At 73.1% G+C, this 21518-nt stretch carries 18 protein-coding genes; 9 read left to right on the top strand and 9 right to left on the bottom strand.

Annotated features, from left to right (window positions below):
• The first annotated feature begins 16 nt into the window (after positions 1–16).
• The gene (locus OTB20_RS03280) at positions 17–286 is read left to right on the top strand and encodes a hypothetical protein (RefSeq protein WP_267760327.1); all 270 of its coding nucleotides are present in this window, start codon (positions 17–19) and stop codon (positions 284–286) included.
• 85 nt (positions 287–371) lie between these two features.
• Here OTB20_RS03280 and OTB20_RS03275 read toward each other — a convergent pair whose 3' ends face one another.
• The 5 genes from OTB20_RS03275 to OTB20_RS03255 all read right to left on the bottom strand — a co-directional run bounded on the left by OTB20_RS03275 (position 372) and on the right by OTB20_RS03255 (position 4698).
• A complete protein-coding gene (locus OTB20_RS03275; protein ID WP_267815022.1) occupies positions 372–1583 on the bottom strand; it encodes a CaiB/BaiF CoA transferase family protein in 1212 nt (403 codons plus the stop codon).
• A 122-nt stretch (positions 1584–1705) separates the two neighbouring features.
• Complete coding sequence (locus OTB20_RS03270; RefSeq protein ID WP_267815021.1) at positions 1706–2362, bottom strand: HAAS signaling domain-containing protein; 657 nt, start codon at positions 2360–2362, stop codon at positions 1706–1708.
• On the bottom strand, positions 2359–2733 hold the full coding sequence (locus tag OTB20_RS03265; protein ID WP_267815020.1) for a PadR family transcriptional regulator: 375 nt from the start codon (positions 2731–2733) through the stop codon (positions 2359–2361). Before OTB20_RS03265 ends, OTB20_RS03270 begins: the two co-directional genes overlap by 4 nt.
• Before the next feature lie 145 nt (positions 2734–2878).
• Complete coding sequence (locus OTB20_RS03260) at positions 2879–3667, bottom strand: ABC transporter permease (RefSeq protein WP_267815019.1); 789 nt, start codon at positions 3665–3667, stop codon at positions 2879–2881.
• The gene (locus tag OTB20_RS03255) at positions 3664–4698 is read right to left on the bottom strand and encodes an ATP-binding cassette domain-containing protein (protein ID WP_267815018.1); all 1035 of its coding nucleotides are present in this window, start codon (positions 4696–4698) and stop codon (positions 3664–3666) included. Before OTB20_RS03255 ends, OTB20_RS03260 begins: the two co-directional genes overlap by 4 nt.
• Positions 4699–4769: 71 nt before the next feature.
• Between OTB20_RS03255 and OTB20_RS03250 the strand changes: the two genes are divergently transcribed.
• Entirely contained in the window at positions 4770–5495 is a 726-nt protein-coding gene (locus OTB20_RS03250; protein WP_267815016.1) for a TetR/AcrR family transcriptional regulator, read from the top strand.
• 127 nt (positions 5496–5622) lie between these two features.
• Here the strand turns inward: OTB20_RS03250 and OTB20_RS03245 are convergent, their stop codons facing one another.
• Positions 5623–6756 (bottom strand): type ISP restriction/modification enzyme, encoded by a 1134-nt coding sequence (locus tag OTB20_RS03245; RefSeq protein WP_267815105.1) that lies wholly within the window; start codon positions 6754–6756, stop codon positions 5623–5625.
• 172 nt (positions 6757–6928) lie between these two features.
• On the opposite strand from OTB20_RS03245, the gene OTB20_RS03240 reads away from it, so the two are divergent.
• The gene (locus OTB20_RS03240; RefSeq protein ID WP_267815015.1) at positions 6929–7093 is read left to right on the top strand and encodes a hypothetical protein; all 165 of its coding nucleotides are present in this window, start codon (positions 6929–6931) and stop codon (positions 7091–7093) included.
• A gap of 76 nt (positions 7094–7169) precedes the next feature.
• Here OTB20_RS03240 and OTB20_RS03235 read toward each other — a convergent pair whose 3' ends face one another.
• Together OTB20_RS03235 and hmgA are read right to left on the bottom strand one after the other, a co-directional pair.
• The gene (locus tag OTB20_RS03235; RefSeq protein WP_267815014.1) at positions 7170–7919 is read right to left on the bottom strand and encodes a GntR family transcriptional regulator; all 750 of its coding nucleotides are present in this window, start codon (positions 7917–7919) and stop codon (positions 7170–7172) included.
• A gap of 63 nt (positions 7920–7982) precedes the next feature.
• A complete protein-coding gene (gene hmgA / locus OTB20_RS03230) occupies positions 7983–9305 on the bottom strand; it encodes a homogentisate 1,2-dioxygenase (RefSeq protein ID WP_267815013.1) in 1323 nt (440 codons plus the stop codon).
• Positions 9306–9915: 610 nt separating this feature from the next.
• On the opposite strand from hmgA, the gene OTB20_RS03225 reads away from it, so the two are divergent.
• The 4 genes from OTB20_RS03225 to OTB20_RS03210 all read left to right on the top strand — a co-directional run bounded on the left by OTB20_RS03225 (position 9916) and on the right by OTB20_RS03210 (position 15583).
• Complete coding sequence (locus tag OTB20_RS03225; RefSeq protein WP_267815011.1) at positions 9916–12093, top strand: right-handed parallel beta-helix repeat-containing protein; 2178 nt, start codon at positions 9916–9918, stop codon at positions 12091–12093.
• A 56-nt stretch (positions 12094–12149) separates the two neighbouring features.
• Positions 12150–13001, top strand: a complete 852-nt coding sequence (locus OTB20_RS03220; RefSeq protein WP_420716316.1) for a cupredoxin domain-containing protein — start codon at positions 12150–12152, stop codon at positions 12999–13001.
• A 481-nt stretch (positions 13002–13482) separates the two neighbouring features.
• On the top strand, positions 13483–14913 hold the full coding sequence (locus OTB20_RS03215; protein ID WP_267815102.1) for a hypothetical protein: 1431 nt from the start codon (positions 13483–13485) through the stop codon (positions 14911–14913).
• 49 nt (positions 14914–14962) lie between these two features.
• The gene (locus OTB20_RS03210; RefSeq protein ID WP_267815100.1) at positions 14963–15583 is read left to right on the top strand and encodes a TetR/AcrR family transcriptional regulator; all 621 of its coding nucleotides are present in this window, start codon (positions 14963–14965) and stop codon (positions 15581–15583) included.
• Between the two features lie 18 nt (positions 15584–15601).
• On the opposite strand, the gene OTB20_RS03205 is transcribed toward OTB20_RS03210, so the two are convergent.
• Positions 15602–16960, bottom strand: coding sequence for a (2,3-dihydroxybenzoyl)adenylate synthase (locus OTB20_RS03205; RefSeq protein ID WP_267815010.1), 1359 nt, complete (start codon positions 16958–16960; stop codon positions 15602–15604).
• A 574-nt stretch (positions 16961–17534) separates the two neighbouring features.
• Here OTB20_RS03205 and OTB20_RS03200 point away from each other — a divergent pair.
• Positions 17535–19772 (top strand): molybdopterin oxidoreductase family protein, encoded by a 2238-nt coding sequence (locus OTB20_RS03200; RefSeq protein WP_267815008.1) that lies wholly within the window; start codon positions 17535–17537, stop codon positions 19770–19772.
• A gap of 73 nt (positions 19773–19845) precedes the next feature.
• On the top strand, positions 19846–21372 hold the full coding sequence (locus tag OTB20_RS03195) for a CitMHS family transporter (protein ID WP_267815007.1): 1527 nt from the start codon (positions 19846–19848) through the stop codon (positions 21370–21372).
• Positions 21373–21518 lie beyond the last annotated feature (146 nt).

Here is a 21518-nt window from a genome sequence, read left to right as displayed (position 1 = left end):
ACGGGTGGGGAGAGACATGGAACAGATAGCAATGCGCAGCAGGCCGCCTCGCGTGCCTGCCATCACGTGTGGGAGCGGTGCGACCAGTTCGCGCCTCGACCGCCATCTCGCTGTGCTGGGCGGTCCCGCCCTTCCGCACCGCGAGACCGCCGAGGCGACGCTGCTCATGCGCGAGCTCACCTCGCGCGATCACACGCACCGGCTGCGGAGCCGCAGTGCGCGAGTATCGCTCTTCGCGCCGCTGCGGAGGCTGCGGCGGACCCTCTTCGGCAGCCGCCGTTCGTAGCGGTCCCGGTCTGTCAGCGTCCCTTCCGGTCCGGCCGTTCCCGTAGCGCCACCGCTTCGTTCCCGGCCCGGTCGACCCTGCCCAGTCAGCTAACCACTCCATCCCGGCGCAATGTCGTGATCTGTTCGCCCGTCATCCCCAGGGCGTGCAGCAGGATTTCGGTGTGTTCGCCGAGCGCGGGCACCGCACCCATGTGCGGTGCCGCGCCGCCGGGCAGCCCGATCGGCGGCAGCAGGGCCCGCAGCGGGCCCGCGGGTGAGCCCACCTCCCGCCAGCGGTCCCGGGCCTCGAGCTGCGGGTGTGCCGCGAGCTGCGCCACTGAGTTCAGTCGCGCGCAGGCGATGCCCGCCGCCTCCAGCCGCTCGATCGCCGCGTCCGCGCCGAGCCGGCCCAGCGCGCCGGCGACCACCGCGTCGGTCTTCTCCCGGTTCGCGGTGCGTGCGGCGTTCGTCGCGTACCCCGGATCATCAGCCAACTCCGGCTGCTCCAGCACCTGTTCGGCCAGTCGTCGCCATTCGCGGTCGTTCTGCACCGACAGTAGTACCCGGTCCCCGTCCGCCGTCTCGTAGGCGTCGTAGGGCGCGATCACGGCGTGTGCGAGACCGGTGCGCACCGGCTGCTCCCCGCCGTGCATGGTGTGGTGCAGCGGATGCCCCATCCACTCGGCGAGCGCGTCCAGCATCGACACCTCCACCCTGCCGCCGCGCCCGGTGATCCCGCGCCGAAGCAGGGCCGCGAGCACGCCGGAGAAGGCGTACATGGCGGCCGCGATGTCCGCCGCCGGAATCCCCGCCTTGACCGGCCGCTCCGGGGTGCCGGTCACCGAGACGAGGCCGGCCTCGCACTGGACGAGCATGTCGTAGGCGCGCTTGTGGGCGTACGGGCCTTCGGGTCCGTAGCCCGAGACGTCCACGGCCACCAGCCTGGGGTACCGGGCGCACAGCGCGGCCGAGTCGAACCCGAGCCGGGCGGCGGCCCCCTGGGCGAGGTTCTGCACGAACACGTCGGCCCCGTCGAGCAGTCCGTGCAGGACCTCCCGGCCGCGCGGGTCCTTGAGGTCGAGCGCGATCGACTCCTTCCCCCGGTTGGCCCACACGAAATGCGAGGCGAGACCGTGCGCGGCGGTGTCGTAGCCGCGTGCGAAGTCGCCGCCGTCGGGCCGCTCGACCTTGATCACCCGGGCGCCGAGGTCGGCGAGCTGACGGGTGGCGAAGGGTGCGGAGACGGCCTGCTCCACGGCGACGACGGTGATCCCGTCGAGCGGGAGCGGGTCGGTGGGGTGCGTATCGGATTCCATGACGGCCTGCCTACCGGCCCGGCGCCGGATTGTCACCCCGCCGATCTCGGGGGCGGCGGGCGGACGGGCTGAGCGCCGGCCGGTGGCCGGCCCGTGCCGGGCCCCGCGGACCGGAAACGGCCTCAGGAGCGGCGGACTCGCCAGAGCCATACCGCCGTGCCGGCCAACAGGGCGAGCGTCACCAGGTTGGCGAGCAGGGCCGGGGTGCCGGCCGGGCCGCCGGACTCGTTGTAGATGCCGATGACGGCGGTCGGCAGGATGGCGGTGACCAGGACGCCGGTGGTCTTCTGGATGGCGGTCCAGTGCACCGAGGTGCACAGGAGTACCGCGCCGGTGATGCGGAACAGGACGCCGACCAGCGGCCCGAGGCCGTCGGGGAAGACCATGATGAAGGCCAGCGAGAGGGTGAGCATCAGGAGCGGGACCAGGGGGTGCACCTTGCCGCGCCGGGCGGGTGCGCCGGCGTCGCTCCAGGCCGGGGGTCCGGCGGGCCCGTTCCACGCCGGGGCGCCGGCGGGCCCGTCCCAGCCCGGGGCCCCGCCGGCCCCGGTAGCGGCCCCGATTCCTGCCTCGGCCAGGGCCGTTGCCGCGATCGTGCGGGGGTCGCCCAGCTCCGCGAGGATCTTGCCTATCGCGGTGTCGGGGCGTTCCGCGCGCGCCACCTCGATGTGTTCGGCGAGATCGGCGAGGAGTTCCTGGCGACGGTCGGCGGGGAGCGCGGAGCCCTCGCGCTCGACGGCGGAGAGGTAGTCGCGTACGGGGTCGGCAGAGGTCTTCATACGAGGTCTCCGGTGGCGGGGTTGGGGGTGGTCAGGAAGGCGTCGACGGCGTTGCGGAAGCCGGGCCAGACGCGGGTGAACTCCTCGAGCGCGGCCCGGCCGCTGTCGGTGAGCGCGTAGTAGCGACGGGGCGGTCCCGAGGTGGACTCCTGCCAGGTGGTGGTGACCAGGTCGTCGCGGCGGAGCCGGGAGAGCAGCGGGTAGACCGTGCCCTGGCTGGTGGCCAGGGCGCCGGACTCCTCGAGGGCGTGGAGGAGTTCCACGCCGTAGCGGGGGCGGTCCCGCATCAGGGCGAGCACGCAGTACTCCAGGACGCCCTTGCGCAGCTGGGCGGCTGCCCGGGCCTGCTTGGTCGAGTCACCTGGTTCCATGCGATGCAAGATACCTGGCGAGGCAACGGATGGGAACGGGGGGATCCCCTTACCCGGCCCCTCGCTCCCCGGCCGCGGTCGCCGGTCGCCCCGGTCCCGGTCCTGGTCCCGGTCTCGGTCCCGGTCCCGTAGGGCGGGCCCGTGCTCAGCCGAGGCCGCGCGCGAACCGGCGCGTGGCCGCCGGCACGAAGAGGACCAGCAGGGCCAGCGACCACAGCAGCGCCCCGGCGACCGGGTGCGCGGCCGGCCACGCGGCCCCGGCCGCGACCTCGCCGCCCGCGTTCCCGCACAGCGCGCGCACGGCGGTGGCGACGGAGCTGACCGGGTTCCACTCGGCGACCGTGCGCAGCCACCCGGGCAGCCCGGCCGTCGGCAGGTACGCGCTGGAGAGGAGCGGCAGGATGAAGGTGGCGCTGCCGAGCTGCCCTGCCGCCTCCTCGCTCTTGCTCAGCAGGCCGAGGTATGTCCCCGCCCATGCGGTGGCGAAGCGGAACAGCAGGAGGACGCCGAGGGCTCCGATCGCTCCCGCGAGACCGTTCTCGGCCCGCCAGCCCATCGCCAGCCCCACCAGCATCAGCGGAACCATCGAGACGCCGGTGGTCAGCAGATCCGCCGCCGTCTGCCCGAACGGCACCGCGCTCCGGCTCATCGGCAGCGTCCGGAAGCGGTCCATCACCCCGCGGTGCGCGTCCTGCGCGGCCGCGAACATGCCGGTCATCAGCCCGTTCGCGGCGGTGGCGGCCAGCAGTCCCGGCACCAGGAACTGCCGGTACTCGGAGCCCGGCATGGCGAGCGCGCTGCCGAAGACGTAGCCGAAGAACAGCAGCATGGTGATCGGCATGGTCTGGGTGAGGATCAGCAGGGCCGGGGCGTGCCGGGCCTTCTGCAGCTGGCGGGTGAGGACGGCGCCGCCGTCGGACAGCAGGGTGCTCATGCCGCGTTCTCCTTCGCTCCGGCGGGGTTCTCGCAGGCCCGGGCGTCGCGGGGATCCTGGGGGACCAGGGGGTCCCGGGAGGCGTCGGAGGTCCGGGGGGCCCCGGTGAGGCGCAGGAACACCTCGTCGAGGGTGGGTGGTCGCAGGCTCGCGTCGGTGACGGCGATCCCGGCCGTGTCGAGTGCGCGGATGATCCGCGGCAGCGTGAGCCCGGAGTCGAGGACGGTCACGCCGACGGTGAGGCGTTCCCGGTCCAGGGCGGGCAGGCCCCCCGTCAGCTGGTCGAGTACGGCGGCCGCGCCTGCGAGGGCCTCGACCCCGGCGACGCAGACCTCGGCGTAGGCGCCGATCCGGGCCTTGAGGTCGGCCGGGGTGCCGGTGGCGGCGGCCCGGCCGTGGTCCATGACCACGATGTCGTCGGCGAGCCGGTCGGCCTCTTCCAGGTACTGGGTGGTGAGCAGCACGCTCGTGCCCTCCCGCGCGAGGGCCCGTACGGCCGTCCAGATCTGGTCGCGGGCCGCCGGGTCGAGGCCGGTGGTGGGCTCGTCGAGGAACAGTACGCGGGGCCGGGTGACCAGTCCGGCGGCCAGGTCGAGTCGCCGGCGCATACCGCCCGACCAGGTGCTCGCCACCCGGCCGGCCGCCTCGGTGAGGCCGAAGCCCTCCAGCAGCTCGTCGGCGCGGTCCCGGGCGGCCCGTCCGCGCAGTCCGGCCAGCCGGGCGAACAGTCGGAGGTTTTCGCGGCCGGTCAAGTCCCCGTCGACCGAGGCGAATTGGCCGGTCGACCCGATGGCGCGGCGAACGGCGGACGGGTCCCGGGCGACGTCGTGACCGGCGACGAGGGCGCGGCCGCCGGTGGGCGTCGTGAGGGTGGTGAGGATCCGGACGGCGGTGGTCTTGCCCGCGCCGTTGGGGCCGAGGAGTCCGCAGACCGAGCCCTCCGGAACGGCGAGATCGAAACCGCGCAGGGCGTGGACCTCACCGTAGCTCTTTTCCAGACCGTCACTAAGTACGGCGTACGTAGTAGTCATACGGTGCACCCTACCTCACTACGTACGGCGTACGTAACTACGATGGTGGGTGATGGACGAGGTGATGAGTGATGACACCCAGCGGCCGCTCCGCTGAACCCGAAGTGATCTGGGCCCGCCCCTCGCGGGCCGGCCGCGGCCCCCGGCCCGCACACAGCCGCGACTCGATCGCCGCCGAGGCGGTGCGGATCGCCGACGAGGAGGGGATCGAAGCCGTCTCCATGCGGCGCGTGGCGGCCGGGATCGGCGCCGGGACCATGTCCCTGTACAACTACGTGCCGCGCAAGGAGGACCTGTACGAGCTGATGGTCGACGCGGTCAGCGGCGAGTACAGCCTCGCGCCGCCGACCGGCGACTGGCGGGCCGACCAGCTCGCGCTGGCCCGCCAGACCCGGGCCCTCATGCACCGGCACCCCTGGCTGCCCCGGCTGCTGAGCCCGGTCTACGGATTCGGCCCGAACGTCCTGCGGTACCTGGAGCACAGCCTCGCCTTGCTGGCGCCGCTCGACGCTCCGGGAGGGGAGAAGCTGGAACTGATCGCCGCGATCAACGGGACGGTCGCCACCTTCGTGGCGAGCGAGCTGGCCCTGGCCGAGCGGGCCCGTCAACTCCCCTGGAGCGAGGCCGCCGAACAGGGCGTACGGGCGGCCTGGCTCGGCTCCCGGCTGGCGACAGGGGAGTACCCGATGCTGGCGGGCGTACTCGCGAACGCGCCGGGTGTCCCGGGCGAACTGGCCGAGCCTGCCGAGGTGTTCGAGCGGTCGGTGGCGCGACTGCTGGGGGCCTGGGGGGAGTAGGCCACCCTGGAAGCGGCCACCCGGTGCGGCCCGGGGTGATCCCGGTCCGACGAGGGGCGGCGCGGTGCTCGTGCGCCTTGTGCTGCCTTGTGTGGCCTTGTGTGGCCTCGCGCGGCCTCGTATCGGCTCAGAGCAGCGCGAACTGGCCGCCCGGCCCCTCCTCCTGGTGGTCCAGGACCGAGGCCGGGCGGCGGGTCCAGGGCGGTGGCGGCAGGACCCCGGCCGTGTGGAGTTCGGCGGCGGCCAGGGGTGGTCCGGGCTCGAACGCGGCCCGCTGCGGATCCAGTTCGGCCAGCAGCGCCAAGGTCGTCACCAGGTCCAGCAGCTCGGAGGTCCAGCCCTGCGGCCACTCGGCCGGGCCCAGCGCCTCCAGTCCGTCGGCCTCCGGGTCCCGGTGTGCCAGCCGGGCACCGAACCAGGCCTCCAGGACGCGGACGCCCTGGACCTCGTACCCCCACGCCTCGGCCGGGACGGGGGAGACGGTCCCGCCCCCGATGCTCAGGGTCTCGCTCTCCGGGTCGTACGAGAGCTCGCGCGGCCAGGCCGGCAGCGCGGCCCGGACGTAGGGCCGGCGTCCGCCCGGCAGCCGCGGTGCCTCGCCGCCGCGTGCCCCGCGCAGTTGCACGGACAGCAGCCGGTGGCCGAGCTCCAGGCCGGCCCGCCAGCGCTCGGGGTCGGCCGTGAGCGGGACCTCGTACCCCCGGGGCCCCGGGCGTCCGGCGGCGAGGATCCAGCAGAGCACGTCCTCGGGGGTGACCCAGGTTCCGTAGCGGTCGCCGAGCAGCGGCAGCAGGCCGGGCGCGAGATTGGGCTCGGCGCCGCCGGGGCGCCGGTGCAGGGGGCGGATCCGGCCGAGCCGCCCCGCCGGGAGGTGCGCGGTGACCAGCAGTCCGGAGCTCTGCGCGGGCTCCACGGCGAACAGCTGGTGCTCGTCCAGCACCCGCCACAGCTCCGGGCGGGCCCGGTCGATGAGCCGCTGGTCAGGCAGCAGCCACTGCTCGTCGAAGGGATCGCGCAGGATCCGTACCGGCTCGGGGCGCGGCCCGGGCGTGTCCGCGAAGCGGGTCGTGGAACCCGCACGCTGTCCCGGCAGTGCGGCCGCCCCGGCACCTGCGGTCCGCGTCCGGGTCGGGCGGAACAGCCGCTCCCGCTCCGGGCCGTCGGCGGCGGCCAGCGCGGCCCACCGGGCACGCAGGATCGCCGGATCGGGGGCCGCGACCCAGGCCCGGCCCAGGCGCAGGGAGCCCACGCCCCAGGGCATCAGATCGTCCAGCAGCGGGTCCCGGGAGGGTGCGTCAGCGCTCACCCGGCCGATGGTAGCGATGCCACCCGGTGACCGGGCCGCGTCCAGGCCGGAGAGTTAGGCTCGCTATGTAGGGATCTGCCCGGATGCGGACTGCGCCGGGCCGAACCAGGTGACCCGGGAGGCGGTCATGAGCCAGTACGACGAGTACTCGACCCCGTCGCAGGCCGAGGGTGAGCGGCTCGACGAGGACATGGACGACAAGCAGAAGAAGGAACGCCACGCCCAGACGATGCGGACCACACCGTCCCAGGCGGAGGGTGAGCGGGGAACGGAGGAGGAGGAGGGGAAGTAGGTGTCCGCAGGCGCCCCGCCCCGAGCGGCCGGGTGATCAGTGGGCGTCGCTGTCGCCGTCGGTCTAGGTGTCGGCGTCAGTGGGCGTCGACGGTCACGGTGAAGGAGAACCGGTCCCCGCGGTACCGGATCCGGGCCACGTCGACCACCCGGCCGGAGCCGTCGTACGTGACGCCCGTGTAGTGCAGGATCGGGCTCAACAGCGGCACTTGGAGCAGATCGGCCGTGAGCGGATCCGCGAGCCGCGCCTCCACCGTGTCCGTGATCCGGCTGATGTCCACCTTCACGATGTCCCGCAGCACTTTCGTCATAGGCCAACGCACCAGATCCGCAAGGTCGATGGAGTCCGCGAGCTCCGGAAGGACCGCGTTCTCCGCCCAGTTGGTCGGCTCACCGCTCTCGCTGTCGTGCCGCAGCCTGCGGTAGGTGACCACCTCGGCGGTGTCCGGGAAGTGCTCCAGCAGCTCCCCGGACACCGGCGTCCGCTCGTGGCCGAGGATCGTCGTACGGTCACCGGACTGCTGCGCCACGATCGCGTCGACCGAGCCGAGCAGCCGGACCGGGGCCCCGCGCAACGCCGTCGGCTCGATGAAGGTCCCGCGCCGCCGGTGGCGGCTGATGAGGCCTTCGGTCTCCAGTTCCTTGAGCGCCTGCCGCATGGTCAGCACGCTCACCCCGTAGTGCTCGGCGAGCTGCTCCTCGGTGGGCAGGCGCAGCGAGGCGTCCGCGGTGCGCCCGAGTATCGAGGCGCGCAGCGACTGGGAGACCTGGTACCAGAGCGGCAGCTTCCGGTTCAGTACCAGCGAGTCGGGGGCGAAGGCGGTCACGAGGTGGTTCTCCGTAGGACGGGGTGGGCGCGGCGGCCGGGCCGCGCGGCGTGCTTGGTGATGTTAGGCGCGGAAATGGCGCTGGAGCCCCTCCCAGACCTCGTCGTATCCGTGCTGAAGGTGGTCGGCGCCGGCCGCCTGGGCGGTGGTGGTGATCGGCCAGCGGGTCTCGAACATGAAGGCCAGGCCGTCTTCGATCTTCTGCGGCTTCAGCTCGGCGGCGCTCGCCCGGTCGAAGGTCTCCCGGTCGGGGCCGTGCGCGGACATCATGTTGTGCAGCGAGCCCCCTCCGGGCACGAAACCCTCCGCCTTGGCGTCGTAGGCGCCGTCGATGAGCCCCATGTACTCGCTCATCACGTTGCGGTGGAAGTAGGGCGGGCGGAAGGTGTCCTCGCCGACCAGCCAGCGCGGCGCGAACACCACGAAGTCCACGCCCGCCAGCCCGGCGGTGTCGGAGGGGGAGGTCAGCACGGTGAAGATGGACGGGTCGGGGTGGTCGTAGCTGATCGAGCCCAGGACGTTGAAGCTGCGCAGGTCGTAGACGTACGGGACGTGCGTGCCGTGCCAGGCGACCACGTCGAGCGGGGAGTGGTCGTAGGTGGCGGTCCAGAGGTTGCCGCAGAACTTGTTGACCACCTCGGTCGGCCGCTCGTCGTCCTCGTACGAGGCCAGCGGCGCCCGGAAGTCGCGGGCGGCGGCCAGGCCGTTGGCGCCGATGGGGCCGAGGTCCGGGAGCTCGAAGGGCCGGCCGTAGTTCTCGCAGACGTACCCGCGGGCGGTCTCGTCCTGGAGCTCCACACGGAAGCGGACCCCGCGCGGGATCAGGGCCATCTCGCCCGGACGGGCGCTCAGCAGGCCGAACTCGGTGCGCAGGAGCAGGCCGCCGCGCTCGGGGACGATCAGCAGTTCGCCGTCGGAGTCGCTGAACACCCGGTCGGTCATGGAGGAGTCGGCGGAGTAGAGGTGGATGGCCATGCCGGAGCGCTGCGTGGCGTCGCCATTGCCGCCGAGGGTCCACAGGCCGGCCAGGAAGTCGGTGCCGGGCACCGGGTCGGGCAGCGGGTTCCATCGGAGCCGGTTCGGGTCGGCCGGGGCCTCCGTGAAGGGCGCGGTGCGCAGGGCGCCGTTGCCGGTCCGGGTGAAGGGCGGGTGCGCGGCCGAGGGGCGGATCCGGTAGAGCCAGGAGCGGCGGTTGTGGGAGCGCGGCTCGGTGAACGCGCTGCCGCTGAGCTGCTCCGCGTAGAGGCCGAGGGGGGAGCGCTGCGGCGAGTTCCGCCCGAGCGGCAGCGCGCCGGGCACCGCCTCCGAGCTGTGCTCATTGCCGAAGCCGGTGAGGTACTCCAGCGCCTCCGCCGTCTTCCTGGCCTGCTCGCTGCCGCCGCTCATTGCACGCTCCCGGTCTGCCGAAGGAATCCTATGCCTGACAGTAGGATTCCTGGAGGCGTGCGTCAACGGGGGATCCGGGCCAACCCCGGCCGAACCGGGTTCGATGTCCGCCTGCCTGTCTGCCCGCCCGTCCGCGCAGGCTCGCCCGGCCGGAGGGGTGCTGGGCCGGAGGGGTGCTGGGCCGGAGGGGTGCTCGGCCGGAGGGGTGCTCGGTCCGGGGTGCTCGGCCGGAGGTGGCAGGTCGGGGGTGCTCGGTCCGCGAGGGCGGCAGGGCGCCCAGCCGCCCAGCCGGCCCGATGCGAGCGCCCCGACGTCCGGCACCCCGGGAACCCGCCCGGCTCGCGCTTGCCCGCCCCGTGCACTCGCGCGCCCTGAAGCCGGCCCGCCCGGATGCCCGGACGGGCGTCCGCCTGGCTCATGCCTCTCCGGCCCACCCCCTGTCGTACCCCTGTCCCCGGATCCCCGTGCACCCCGTGCACCCCGTGCACCCCAGCGCGGCCCCCGTGGACGCACACCCCGTAGGACTCCCGTCGCGGCGATCCCGCCCGCCGGGGGCCTATTCGTGCAAGGGGGGATCCCAAAAGGTGAACATTGCTCTACTCTCACGCGCATGTCGTGGACCCGCAGGTTTCCTGCCGTGCCGGCGGTGCTGCTCGCCGCCCTCCTAGCGCTTCTGTCACTCCTCGTCGCCGCGCCCGCCGCGAGCGCGCACGAGGAGCGCCCCGTCGAACTCCCCGACGGCACCGGGTCCGTCCCCGTCTATCGGACCGGCGAGCCCGACCTGATCGTCTGCAAGACGGACCGGCCCGCCTTCGAGCGCCGGATATCCGCCTTCCCGGACGCCCTCAAGCAGCGCAACCTCGTCCTCTACGAACGCTGCGAGAAGAACGGCTTCCGCGACCTCCAGGCGGCCGTCGACGCCGTGGACCGCCCGGGCGTGAACATCGCGATCCTCCCCGGCCTCTACGAGGAGGAGCCCTCGCTCCCCAAGCCGACCGGCGAGTGCGCCTCGCTCAAGGCGCCCAACTCCTCGCTCGGCTACCAGATCCTGACGTACGAGCAGCAGGTGGCCTGCCGCCACAACCAGAACCTCGTCGCCATCCTCGGCAAGACCGACCTCCAGATCGAAGGCACCGGGGCCTCGCGGCAGGACGTGGTCATCGACGCCAAGTACCAGAAGCTGAACGGGATCCGCGCGGACAAGTCCAACGGCGTCTACTTCCGGAACTTCACCGCCCAGCGCACCACCTTCAACTCGCTGTACGTCCTCGCGGGCGACGGCTTCGTCATCGACGACGTCCTGACCCGCTGGAACGACGAGTACGGCTTCCTGACCTTCGCCAGCGACCACGGGCTCTACAAGAACTGCGAGTCGTACGGAAACGGCGACTCCGGCATCTACCCCGGCAGCGCCTCCGACATCAACGACGGCCGCGGCTACGACGTCCCCCGCCACTCCATCGAGATCACCGGCTGCCGCAGCCACCACAACATGGTCGGCTACTCCGGCACCGCGGGTGACTCCGTGTGGGTGCACGACAACGAGTTCGACCAGAACATGGGCGGCGCCTCGATGGACAGCGCCTTCCCCGGACACCCCGGACTCCCGCAGAACCACGCTTACTTCGAACGCAACCTGATCCACGACAACAACGCCGACTACTACCGCTACGTCGCGGACGGCACCTGCGCCAAACCGCCCGTCGAGCGCGGCTACGAGGAGGGGGTGGTCTGCCCGCAGATCTCCATGCCCCCCGGCACCGGCATCATCACCGCCGGCGGCAACTGGAACCTCTACGAGAACAACTGGGTGTACGGCCACCGGCGTGCGGGTTTCTTCCTCTCGGCCGTACCCGCCTTCATCCGCGGCGAGGAGGAGCTGTCAAAGCAGGCCGACACCTCCCACCACAACCGCTATGCCGGCAACGTCATGGGCAAGGACAAGTCCGGCGCCTCCCGCCCCAACGGCATGGACGTGTGGTGGGACGGCCAGGGCCGGGGCAACTGCTGGCAGCAGGGCCCGGACGGCTCCACCCCCGGCACGCTCCCGGAATGCGGTGAGCGCCGCGGCGCGGTCTCCGGCGGTTCGGCCCGGCTGGCCGGCGAACCGGTGAAGCTGGCCCAGCTCCTCGTCTGCGCCGACTACAGCGTCCAGGCGCGCAAGCTCCCGGCCGGCTGCGACTGGTACGGCTCCCGGGGCCTCCAGCGGGTGGAGACCCAGCTCGCCCTTGCCGTCGCGGCGGTACTGCTCCTGGTCGGCGGCCTCCTGTGGTGGCGCCGGCTGCGCACCTCCCGGCTGGGGACGGCGGCCACGCTCCTCGGCCTCGCGGGCCTGGCCCTGGACGTGGCCGGCTCCACCATGGGCCTGGTCGGCACCTTCGTCCCGGCCCTGGCACTGCTGTGCCTCGGCCTGTGGTGGACCGGCATCGGCATCGCCCTGCGCCCCACCAGGCCGTGGCTGGCCCGGCTGACCCTGCTCCTGGGCGGGCTCACGCTCCTCGACGCCTTCGACAAGGCCGTGCTGATGATCCCCTGGATCCCGCTCAGCCCCGCCTGGATCCGGTCCCTCGTCGCGGTGATCTGGGTCCTCTGGGCCGTCGCCGCCGCCCGCCCCGGCGGCAGCCCGGCGCGACCGGCCGGCCCGGGCGCAGGCCCGGCCGACGACCGAGTCCCCGTGCCGGCCGGCCCGGCACCGACCCTGCGCGCCGGGGCAGAGTCCGAGGCGCAGCCCGCGACGCAGCCCGAGGCCGGGCCGGAGCGGGGCGCGGCCGGCGGAGACCCGCGGTGACCGGCCACCCGGGCGACCGCCCCGAGCGCCGGACCTGGTGCGACGCCTGCGGTACGGTGCCGCGCCGGACCCGGCGGCCGGGCCGCGCCGCGGCGCTGCTCGTCCTGGCCCTGCTGCTGGCGGGCGGAGCGGCGACGGGCTGTGGGGGGAGGGCCACCACCCACCACAAGCCCGGCACCAGCCACGAGCAGGCCTCCGGGAACGTCGGCACCCTGCTCGCCGCCGACGACGGCGCGGGCCACCGGCTCCGCGAGGTCCCGGCCGAGGGCGCGCCGGAGGTCCGGCTCACCGCCCGCCCGGACTCCGAGGACGGCTGGAACCTCCAACTGGCGGTGACGAACTTCCGCTTCACCCCCGACAGCACCGGCGGCGCCGCCCTCCCGGGCGCCGGCCACGCGCACCTGGAGTTGAACGGCCGCAAACTGGCCCGCCTGTACGGCAGCTGGTTCCACCTGCCCGCCGCACAGGTGCCGGAGACCGGCACACGCACCCTGACCGTCCGCCTGTACGCGGACGACCACACGGCCTGGGCGGTGGCGGGCAAGCCGGTCGAAGCGACCCTCGAACTCGCCGCCGGACCGGCCCAGTCCACCCACGCCCACTCCCCGGCCGCACCGTCACCCACACCCTCGGAATCGGTGCAGGCCGACCGCACGGTGACCATCACCGTGCGGGACGGCAAGGTCAGCCCGGCCCCGGGCCGGGTGGAGGTGACGCGCGGCGAACGCGTCGCCCTGCGGATCACCAGCGACCGCGCGGACACCCTGCACGTCCACGGCTTCGACAAGGAACTCGCCCTGCCGGCAGGCCAGGAGGCCACCCTGATCCTGACGGCCGACCACGCGGGCCTCTTCGAGGTCGAGACCCACGAGTCCGACCTCGTCCTGACCCAACTCCTCGTCCGATGACCCAACCCCCCACGCCCACGCCCGCGGCGCCGATCCCGACCCGGACTCTGCCCCAGACCCGGACTCTGCCCCCGACGCCGACGCCGACGCCGACGCCGACGCCGACGCCGACGCCGATGCCGACGCCGACGCCGACCCGAGCTCCGGCTTCGGACCGGCCTCTGACCCCGAGCCCGAGCCCGAACTCGACTCCGACCCAAGTGCCGGCTTCGGACCGGCCCCTGACGCCGGCCCCGACCCCGCCCTGGGCTGCGGCTCCGGCTCCGGCTCCGGCCCCGACCCCGGCGGTTCGGCGGTGACCGGACTCGCGTCGGCGGCGCTCGCGGTGCGGGCGGCCGTGTCTCCGCTGCTGCCCCCGTCGTACGGGCTGTCGCCCGTCCCCGTACCCCTACCTGGTTCGGGGTACGGGCCGGCGGCCGTCCCGTACGGGGCGTCCGGTGGCGGGTCCGGCCAGGGCGTGGTCCTTCACCCGGCCGATCCGTTGACCTCGCTCGCGCACGGCATCGGATCGCAGCACGATCTCCCGATCTCCCCCTTCTACGCCTTCGCCGGTGCCTTCACCGCGCTTTTCGTCTCCTTCCTCGCGCTGGGTCTCCTCTGGTCCGCCTCCCGCTTCCGCGGCGACCGCTCCGGCATGGCCCTGCCCGCCGGGTTCCAGCGGGTGGCCGACGCGCCGGCCACCCGCACCGCCCTGCGCGGGCTCGGCCTCGCGGCCGCGCTCGCCGTCCTCCTGAACCTCCTCCTCGGCCCCGACGACCCCGCCCGCAACCCCGCTCCCGGCGCCGTCTACGTCCTGCTCTGGGTCGGCCTCGTCCCCGCCTCCCTCCTCTTCGGTCCCGTCTGGCGCCTCCTCAGTCCGCTCCGTGCCCTGCACCGACTGCTCACCCGGTCGGCGAAGCTCCGTACGGCCGCGGATCCAGCAGCCGCCGATACCGCCAGCGCCCATGCCACCGCGCGCTCCTCCCGGAGCCCGCGAGGCCCGGCCCCGCGCCTTGCTGTGGTGCCGCAATCCCCGGGCCCGGCATCCCCGGGCCCGGCATCCCCGGGCCCGGAGCCCGGGACACCCCGCCCGCTCCCCGCCCGGCTCGGGCAATGGCCGGCCGCCGCCGGGCTCTTCGCCTTCACCTGGCTCGAACTCGTCTCTCCCGATCCCGCGTCCACCACCACCCTCCTGATCGCCCTGACCGGTTACGCCGCCGTCCAACTCCTGCTCGCCGCCCGCTACGGCGAGCGCTGGTTCGCAGATGGAGACGCCTTCGAGGCGTACTCCGCCCTCTTCGCCCGGCTCTCCCCCCTCGGCCGTCGCAGCGACGGCCGCCTGGTTCTCCGTAATCCCTTCCACGGACTCGACGCGACACCCGAGCGGCCCGGACTCGTCGCCACCGTCTGCGTCCTGCTCGGATCCACCGCTTACGACGGCTTCTCCGACAACCCCTCGTGGATCAACGCGATCCAGACCTCCCCCCTCGGCCGCACCGCGGCGGCCACCCTCGGACTCGTCGGCTCCATCGCCCTCGTCGCCGCCCTCTACTGCCTCTGCGCGGCGGTCACCCGCTTCGTCTGCGGCCCGCACCCCGGCCCGCTGACCGCCTTCGCGCACTCACTCGTACCGATCGCTCTCGGCTATCTCGTCGCCCACCACTTCTCCCTCCTGGTAACCGAAGGACCACGCACGGTAATCATGGCAGTGAGCACTGACAACGCCCCAGAACCCTTGCCGCCCTTGGGCCCCGGCGGGCTCGCCGCCCTGCAGGTGATCGCCGTCGTCACCGGCCACGTGCTCGGCGTGATCGCCGCGCACGACCGCTCCGTACGCCTCTTCCCGCCCGCCAAAGCCGTCGCCGGGCAACTACCGCTCCTCGCGCTGATGATCACTTACACGGTGGGTGGCCTCAGCCTGCTGCTGAACTGAGGCGGGCGAACCGGTACCGCCGCCGACCCGTGAACCCAGGAGCGGCATGATGGACCCCGTGCCCCCAGCCCATCCCCTGCGCCGGACGCCGATCCAGCAGCGCAGCGCCGACCGCCTCGCGCGGATCCTCGACGCCTGCGCGGAGCTACTCGACGAGACCGGGTACGAGAACCTCAGTACCCGGGCCGTGGCCCTGCGGGCCGGCGTGCCGATCGGCTCGGTCTACCGCTTCTTCGGCAACAAGCGGGCCATGGCCATCGCCCTGGCCCACCGCAACCTCGACCGTTACGCCGACGGCATCGAGCAGCGGCTCGCGGACCTCCCGGGCACCCACTGGGGCCCGGTCGTCGACGCGGTGCTGGACGAGTACCTGGTCATGAAGCGCAGCGTGCCCGGCTTCGCCCTCGTCGACTTCGGAGTGCCGGCGCCGCCGCCCGAGGGGCCCGCCTCCGACCCCAACCACCTTGTCGCCGTCCGCCTCACCGAACTCCTCGGCGCCCACCTCGATCTCACCCCCGACGCCACCTTGGAACGGGCCGTCCTCGTCGCGGTCGAGGCCACCGACGCCCTGATCCAGCTCGCCTTCCGCACCGACCCGGCCGGCGACCCCGGCATCGTCGCCGAAACCCGCGCGATGATGCACGCCTACCTCGCACGCGTTCTGGACTGACCGGTCCCGCTGCTCGAGCTACCGGGCGGCGCCCGCGAGGCGGCCCGTCACCACCAGGTTGCCGTCCGGCGTGCGCCGGGCGAGCGTGCCGGTGCGCAGGTAGCCGTCGGCGGTGAAGGAGCGGGCATTGCGGCCGGGCGCCCGGTAATAGCCGCGCACGGTGTAGGGGCCGCGGGCCAGGAGTTCGCCGGGCTCTCCGTCGGGCACGTCGTCGCCGCATGCGTCGACGATGCGGATCTGATCGTCGGGGGAGAGCGGACGGCCCTGCGTGGTGAGCACGGTCTCGTCCGGGTCGTCGGGCCGGGTGAGGGTGAGCAGCCCCTCGGCCGTGCCGAAGACCTGCTGCAGACCGCAGCCCCACTCGGGGCCCACCCGCTCGGCGGTCGCCCGGTCCAAGGGCGCGCCGCCGATCTGTACGAGACGCAGGCTGCTCACATCCGTCCGGGCCTCGGCACGGGCGTCGAGCCAGAGACGGGCGGTGGCCGGCGTCAGCGAGGTGACGGTGACCCGCTCGCGTTCGACGGCCGCCAGGCACGCGGCGGGGTCCGGGTCCTCGACCAGGACGACGGTGCCGCCGACGGTGAGGGTGCCGAGGATGCCGGGGCCGCCGAAGGCGAGGTTGAGGCCGGCCGGCAGCGCGGCGAGGTACACGTCGTTCTGGTTCAGGGACACCAGCTCGGCCGCGGCCCGCGCCTGGTAGGCGTAGTCGTTGTGGGTGCGCGGAACCAGCTCGGGAGCCCCGGCGCCGCCTTCGGAGAGCAGGAAGAAGGCGACCTGGCCGGCGCTCGGCGTCAGCGCCGCATCGGGCGGGGAATCGAGGGAGTGCAGCGGGAAGTAGTGGCAGCCCGACGGGTCGGTCGTGAAGCCGCCGTACGGGGACGAGGTGCCCGGAGCCTCGTAGGTGAACACCCGGCGCAGGAAGGGACCTCGGGCCGCGATGCCGGCGGCCATCGCCGTGTGTTCGAAGCCCTGGTAGGTCGAGGGCCCGATGTAGCCGACGGCCTCGGTGACCTGGACGACGTGGGACACCTCGGGCGCCCGGTGCGAGATCGGGCAGAGCACGGGGGTCGCGCCGGCGCGCATCAGGGCGAACACGGTGACGACGAACTCGGAGATGCCGGGCAGCTGCACGACGACCCGTTGCCCGGGCCGGAGGCCGCGCAGACGGAACCCGGCGGCCATCCGGCTCACACGGCGGTTCAGGGCCGCGTACGTGATGCGGGTGTCGCCCTGGACGAGCGCGGTCCGCGGACCGAACTGCACGGCCCAGCCGCGCAGCAGGTTGTCCAGCGTGGTGCCCCGCCAGTGGCCGGCCGCCCAGTAGTAGTCGACGAATTCCTCGGGCCAGGGCGTACAGCCGTCGAGCGTGGATGTCATTCGGTTCCTTCGGTACCGGCTTCTGAACGGGAAGCCGTACGGGTTGTCGTTCGCCGTGCGGAGGGGTGGGGGAGGCCTTTCGCCCAGCCGGCCGCCTGTCGACCCCTCCTCCGCGCGGAGATCCACCCCGCCGTCTTGATCTTGGCAATCCAATCCGTCCCTACCTCCAGGGGCAATGCGCTTTCCGGACCAAGGGCGCCGAATTCCATCAGCAGAAGGACCAATGGGCGCCGCTGACCAGCGGGAACGGCCGGGGTTCGGGGTGGCGGGAGTGTTTTCCGCGGCGGGTGCCGAGGGTATCCACGGCGCGTTCGGGCTTCTCGGAGCGGCGTCCGACCGGCATTGAGGCGGGGGAGAGAGCCGGGTCGACTCGGCCTGTGGCCTGGCACCACCCCCACTCGAAGCGGCCCGGCCCGCAGTCGGCCGTCCGGGACTGCTCGGCCGGCCCGCGGCCCTCCGCGCGGCGGCTGCCCGTCGATTCCGGTGGTGCGGGGCTCTCCCCACCGTCCCAACCGGTCGGTATGCTCAGTGCCGCTCACGCCCCGCGCCGCAGCCCGCTGCCCCTGGAGGGCCCATGCCCCGCACCGCCCTGCGCATCTGCCCCCTCTGCGAAGCCACTTGCGGCCTCACGCTCACCATCGAAGGCGCCACCGTCACCGGCGCCCGAGGGGACCGCGACGACGTGTTCAGCCGCGGTTTCATCTGCCCCAAGGGCGCCGCCTTCGGTGGAATCGACGCCGACCCAGACCGCTTGCGGAGCCCCCTCGTGCGACGCGACGGCCGGCTCCGCGAGGCCACCTGGGAGGAGGCCTACGAGGCCATCGCCGCCGCCGTACCCGCCCTCGTCCGCGAGTACGGGCCCCAGTCCGTCGGCGTGGTCCTCGGCAACCCGAACGTCCACACCATGGCCGGCCAGCTCTACCCGCCGATGCTCCTCAAAGCCCTCGGCACCCGAAACCTGTTCACCGCCAGCACCCTCGACCAGATGCCCAAACACGTCTCCAGCGGGCTGCTCTTCGGGGATCCCTTCGCCATCCCGGTCCCGGACCTGGACCGCACGGACTTCCTCCTGCTCCTGGGGGCGAACCCGGTCGAGTCCAACGGTTCCCTGTGCACGGCGCCCGACTTCCCCGGCCGGCTCAAAGCACTGCGCGCACGGGGCGGCACCCTCGTCGTCGTCGACCCGCGCCGCACCCGCACCGCCAAGCTCGCCGACCGCCACCTCGCGCCGCGCCCCGGCAGTGACGCGCTGCTCCTCGCCGCCCTCGCCCACACCCTGCTCACCGAGGAGCTGGCCGATCCGGGCGCGCTCGCGGAACACACCCAGGGAATCGGGGAACTCGCCGAAGCGCTCGGTAGTTTCACTCCCGAGGCCGTTGCCCCCGCCTGCGACCTCCCGGCCGAAGAGATCCGCGACCTCGCCCGCGACCTCGCGGCCGCGCCGAGCGCCGCCGTCTACGGGCGGATCGGCAGCTGCACCGTCGAATACGGCACGCTCACCAGCTGGCTCGTAGACGTGCTGAACATCCTCACCGGCAATCTCGACCGGCCCGGCGGAGCCCTGTTCCCGCTGTCCGCGACCGACCGTGCACCCCGGCCGGCCGGGCCCGGCAAGGGCTTCAGCCTCGGGCGCTGGCACAGCAGGGTCAGCGGCCACCCCGAGGCCAAGGGCGAACTCCCGCTGTCCGCGCTGGCGGAGGAGATCGAGACCCCGGGAGAGGGGCGGATCCGGGCCGTCGTCTCCATCGCGGCGAACCCCGTGCTGTCGGCCCCCGACGGCCGGCGCCTCGACGCGGCCCTGGCCGGCCTCGACTTCATGGTCAGCATCGATCCCTACCTCAACGAGACCTCACGCCACGCCCACGTCGTGCTGCCACCTGCGCCGCCCTCGCAGAGTGCCCACTTCGACTTCTCCTTCAACACCTTCGCCATCCGCAACCAGGTCCGCTACTCGCCGCCCGCAGTCCCGCTCGAAGACGGGCGCATGGACGAGTGCGAGATCCACGCGCGTCTCGTACTCGCCGTCTCCGGCATGCACGGAACCGACCCGGCAGCCGTGGACGAACTGGCCATCGGGGCCGTCCTCGCCAGGGAGTGCGCCGACCCGGACTCTCCCCTGCGCGGACAGGATCCGGCGCGCCTCGCCGCGCAGCTCGCGGGCGACAGCGGCCCCGAGCGCCGCCTCGACCTGATGCTCCGGGTCGGACCGTACGGAGACCGGTTCGGCGCGGCCCCGGACTCCGGCCCGGGCGGCCTCGGGCTGGAGCGGCTGCGCGCGCACCCGCACGGAATCGACCTGGGCCCGCTGCGGCCCCGTCTACCGGGCCTGCTGAGGACGCGCAGCGGCAGGATCGAGCTCCTGCCGGACCCGATCGCGGCCGAGCTCCCCAGGCTGCGCGGGACGCTCGCCGACCGCCCCGCCGCCCTGGTGCTCGTGGGCCGCCGCCATCTGCGGTCCAACAACAGCTGGTTGCACAACGTTCCGGCCCTCACCGGAGGTTCCAACCGCTGCACCCTCCAGGTCCACCCGGACGACGCCGCCCGGCTCGGCCTCACCGACGGGCGCCTGGCCCGGGTCACCGCCGACGGCGGCAGCCTGGAGGTTCCCGTAGAGGTCACCGACACCCTCCGTGCCGGAGTCGTGAGCCTCCCGCACGGCTGGGGCCACGACCGCCCCGGCACCCGCCTCTCGGTGGCCGCGGCCGAGCCGGGAGTCAACGTCAACCAGCTCCTCGACGGCACCCGGCTCGACCCGCTCTCCGGCACGGCCGTGCTCAACGGCTTCCCCGTCGAACTGACACCCATCCCCTGAGCTGGGGTTTTGCTCGTATTGCTCACGGGTGGACATCTTGTTGAGCCCGGGAGGCGGCACCTAGGTTCCCCCCATGCTGACCTTCCTCGGCTTCGCCATGATCGCGACCTTCCTGGTCCTGATCATGCTGAAGAAAATGTCGCCCATCGCGGCGCTCGTCCTCATCCCCGCGCTCTTCTGCGTGTTCGCCGGCCAGGGCGCGCAGCTCGGCGACTACGTCATCGACGGAGTCGGCAAGCTCGCGCCGACCGCCGCCATGCTGATGTTCGCCATCGTCTATTTCGGCGTGATGATCGACGTCGGGCTCTTCGACCCGATCGTGCGCGGCATCCTGCGCTTCTGCAAAGCCGACCCGATGCGCGTCGTGCTCGGCACCGCCGTCCTCGCCGCCATCGTCTCGCTCGACGGTGACGGCTCGACCACCTTCATGATCACCGTTTCGGCGATGTACCCGCTCTACAAGCGCCTGGGCATGAGCCTGGTGGTGATGACCGGAGTCGCGGCCACCGCCAACGGGGTCATGAACACCCTGCCCTGGGGCGGCCCCACGGCCCGCGCCGCCACCGCGCTCAAACTCGACGCCGCCGACATCTTCGTGCCGATGATCCCCGCGCTCGCGGCGGGCCTGCTCTTCGTCTTCGCCCTGGCCTACGTCCTCGGCCTCAAGGAACGCCGCCGCCTCGGTCTGCTGACCCTCCCCGGCGAGACCCATGCCGACGCCGACGCCGACGCAGGCATCGGCACCGGCATCGACCGGTCGGCGGAGCCCGCCGAGGAACTCCTGGTCGTGACCGGTGCGGGCCCGGCCGCCGGGGGTACGCGTACGGCCGCTGCCGGTTCCACCCCGTCCACCCCGCTCGCCGGTTCCACCCCGCCCAACCAGCCCGCGGGGTCCGTGGCGTCCACCCCGCCCAACCCGCCCGTCCCTTCCGAGGGCGCCACCCCCGGCGAGGGTGGCTTCCAGGGTCTCGACCCGCACCGCTCGACCCTGCGCCCCCGCCTCTACTGGTTCAACGCCGGCCTCACCGTCGCCCTGCTCACCTCCATGATCATGGAATTGCTCCCGATCCCGGTGCTCTTCCTCCTCGGGGCCGCCCTCGCCCTCACCGTCAACTTCCCCCACATGCCTGACCAGAGGGCCCGGATCGCAGCCCACGCCGACAATGTCCTGAACGTCGCCGGAATGGTCTTCGCCGCCGCCGTCTTCACCGGTGTCCTCACCGGCACCGGCATGGTCAAGCACATGGCCGACTGGCTCGTCGGCGCCATCCCCGAGGGCATGGGCCCGCACATGGCCCTGGTCACCGGCCTGCTCAGCCTCCCGCTCACCTACTTCATGTCCAACGACGGCTTCTACTTCGGCGTCCTGCCCGTCCTCGCCGAGGCGGGCGCCGCCCACGGGGTCTCCCCGCTCGAGATCGCCCGCGCCTCCCTGGTCGGGCAGGCCCTGCACATGTCGAGCCCGCTCGTTCCGGCCGTCTACGTCCTCGTGGGCATGGCCAAGGTCGAGTTCGGCGACCACACCCGTTTCACCGTGAAATGGGCGGCCCTGACCTCCTTGGTGGTCCTGGCGGCAGGGATGCTTTTCGGCATCATCTGACCCCGTCCGCCCCTGGCGCACACAAAACTACCGACGCTAGTTTGTAGGCTGTTGGCGACGTCGGGTCCGGTACGACCGCACGTCACGCGTCAGGCGTCACACGTCCGGTGTCCGGCACCAGACGTCACAGGTCCACAGGTCCACAG

It is taken from the genome of Streptomyces sp. H27-H1, assembly GCF_026627445.1.
GTDB lineage: Bacteria > Actinomycetota > Actinomycetes > Streptomycetales > Streptomycetaceae > Streptomyces.
This window is presented reverse-complemented; position numbering and strand designations above follow the sequence as displayed.

Excerpts from the sequence above, each read along its gene's own strand:
- OTB20_RS03255 (WP_267815018.1), bottom strand. The coding sequence starts at position 4,698 with ATGACTACTACGTACGCCGTACTTAGTGACGGTCTGGAAAAGAGCTAC.
- hmgA (WP_267815013.1), bottom strand. The coding sequence starts at position 9,305 with ATGAGCGGCGGCAGCGAGCAGGCCAGGAAGACGGCGGAGGCGCTGGAG.
- OTB20_RS03245 (WP_267815105.1), bottom strand. The coding sequence starts at position 6,756 with ATGCCCTGGGGCGTGGGCTCCCTGCGCCTGGGCCGGGCCTGGGTCGCG.
- OTB20_RS03200 (WP_267815008.1), top strand. The coding sequence starts at position 17,535 with ATGCCCCGCACCGCCCTGCGCATCTGCCCCCTCTGCGAAGCCACTTGC.
- OTB20_RS03225 (WP_267815011.1), top strand. The coding sequence starts at position 9,916 with ATGTCGTGGACCCGCAGGTTTCCTGCCGTGCCGGCGGTGCTGCTCGCC.
- OTB20_RS03195 (WP_267815007.1), top strand. The coding sequence starts at position 19,846 with ATGCTGACCTTCCTCGGCTTCGCCATGATCGCGACCTTCCTGGTCCTG.
- OTB20_RS03205 (WP_267815010.1), bottom strand. The coding sequence starts at position 16,960 with ATGACATCCACGCTCGACGGCTGTACGCCCTGGCCCGAGGAATTCGTC.
- OTB20_RS03265 (WP_267815020.1), bottom strand. The coding sequence starts at position 2,733 with ATGGAACCAGGTGACTCGACCAAGCAGGCCCGGGCAGCCGCCCAGCTG.
- OTB20_RS03270 (WP_267815021.1), bottom strand. The coding sequence starts at position 2,362 with ATGAAGACCTCTGCCGACCCCGTACGCGACTACCTCTCCGCCGTCGAG.
- OTB20_RS03240 (WP_267815015.1), top strand. The coding sequence starts at position 6,929 with ATGAGCCAGTACGACGAGTACTCGACCCCGTCGCAGGCCGAGGGTGAG.
- OTB20_RS03275 (WP_267815022.1), bottom strand. The coding sequence starts at position 1,583 with ATGGAATCCGATACGCACCCCACCGACCCGCTCCCGCTCGACGGGATC.
- OTB20_RS03280 (WP_267760327.1), top strand. The coding sequence starts at position 17 with ATGGAACAGATAGCAATGCGCAGCAGGCCGCCTCGCGTGCCTGCCATC.
- OTB20_RS03250 (WP_267815016.1), top strand. The coding sequence starts at position 4,770 with ATGACACCCAGCGGCCGCTCCGCTGAACCCGAAGTGATCTGGGCCCGC.
- OTB20_RS03210 (WP_267815100.1), top strand. The coding sequence starts at position 14,963 with ATGGACCCCGTGCCCCCAGCCCATCCCCTGCGCCGGACGCCGATCCAG.
- OTB20_RS03260 (WP_267815019.1), bottom strand. The coding sequence starts at position 3,667 with ATGAGCACCCTGCTGTCCGACGGCGGCGCCGTCCTCACCCGCCAGCTG.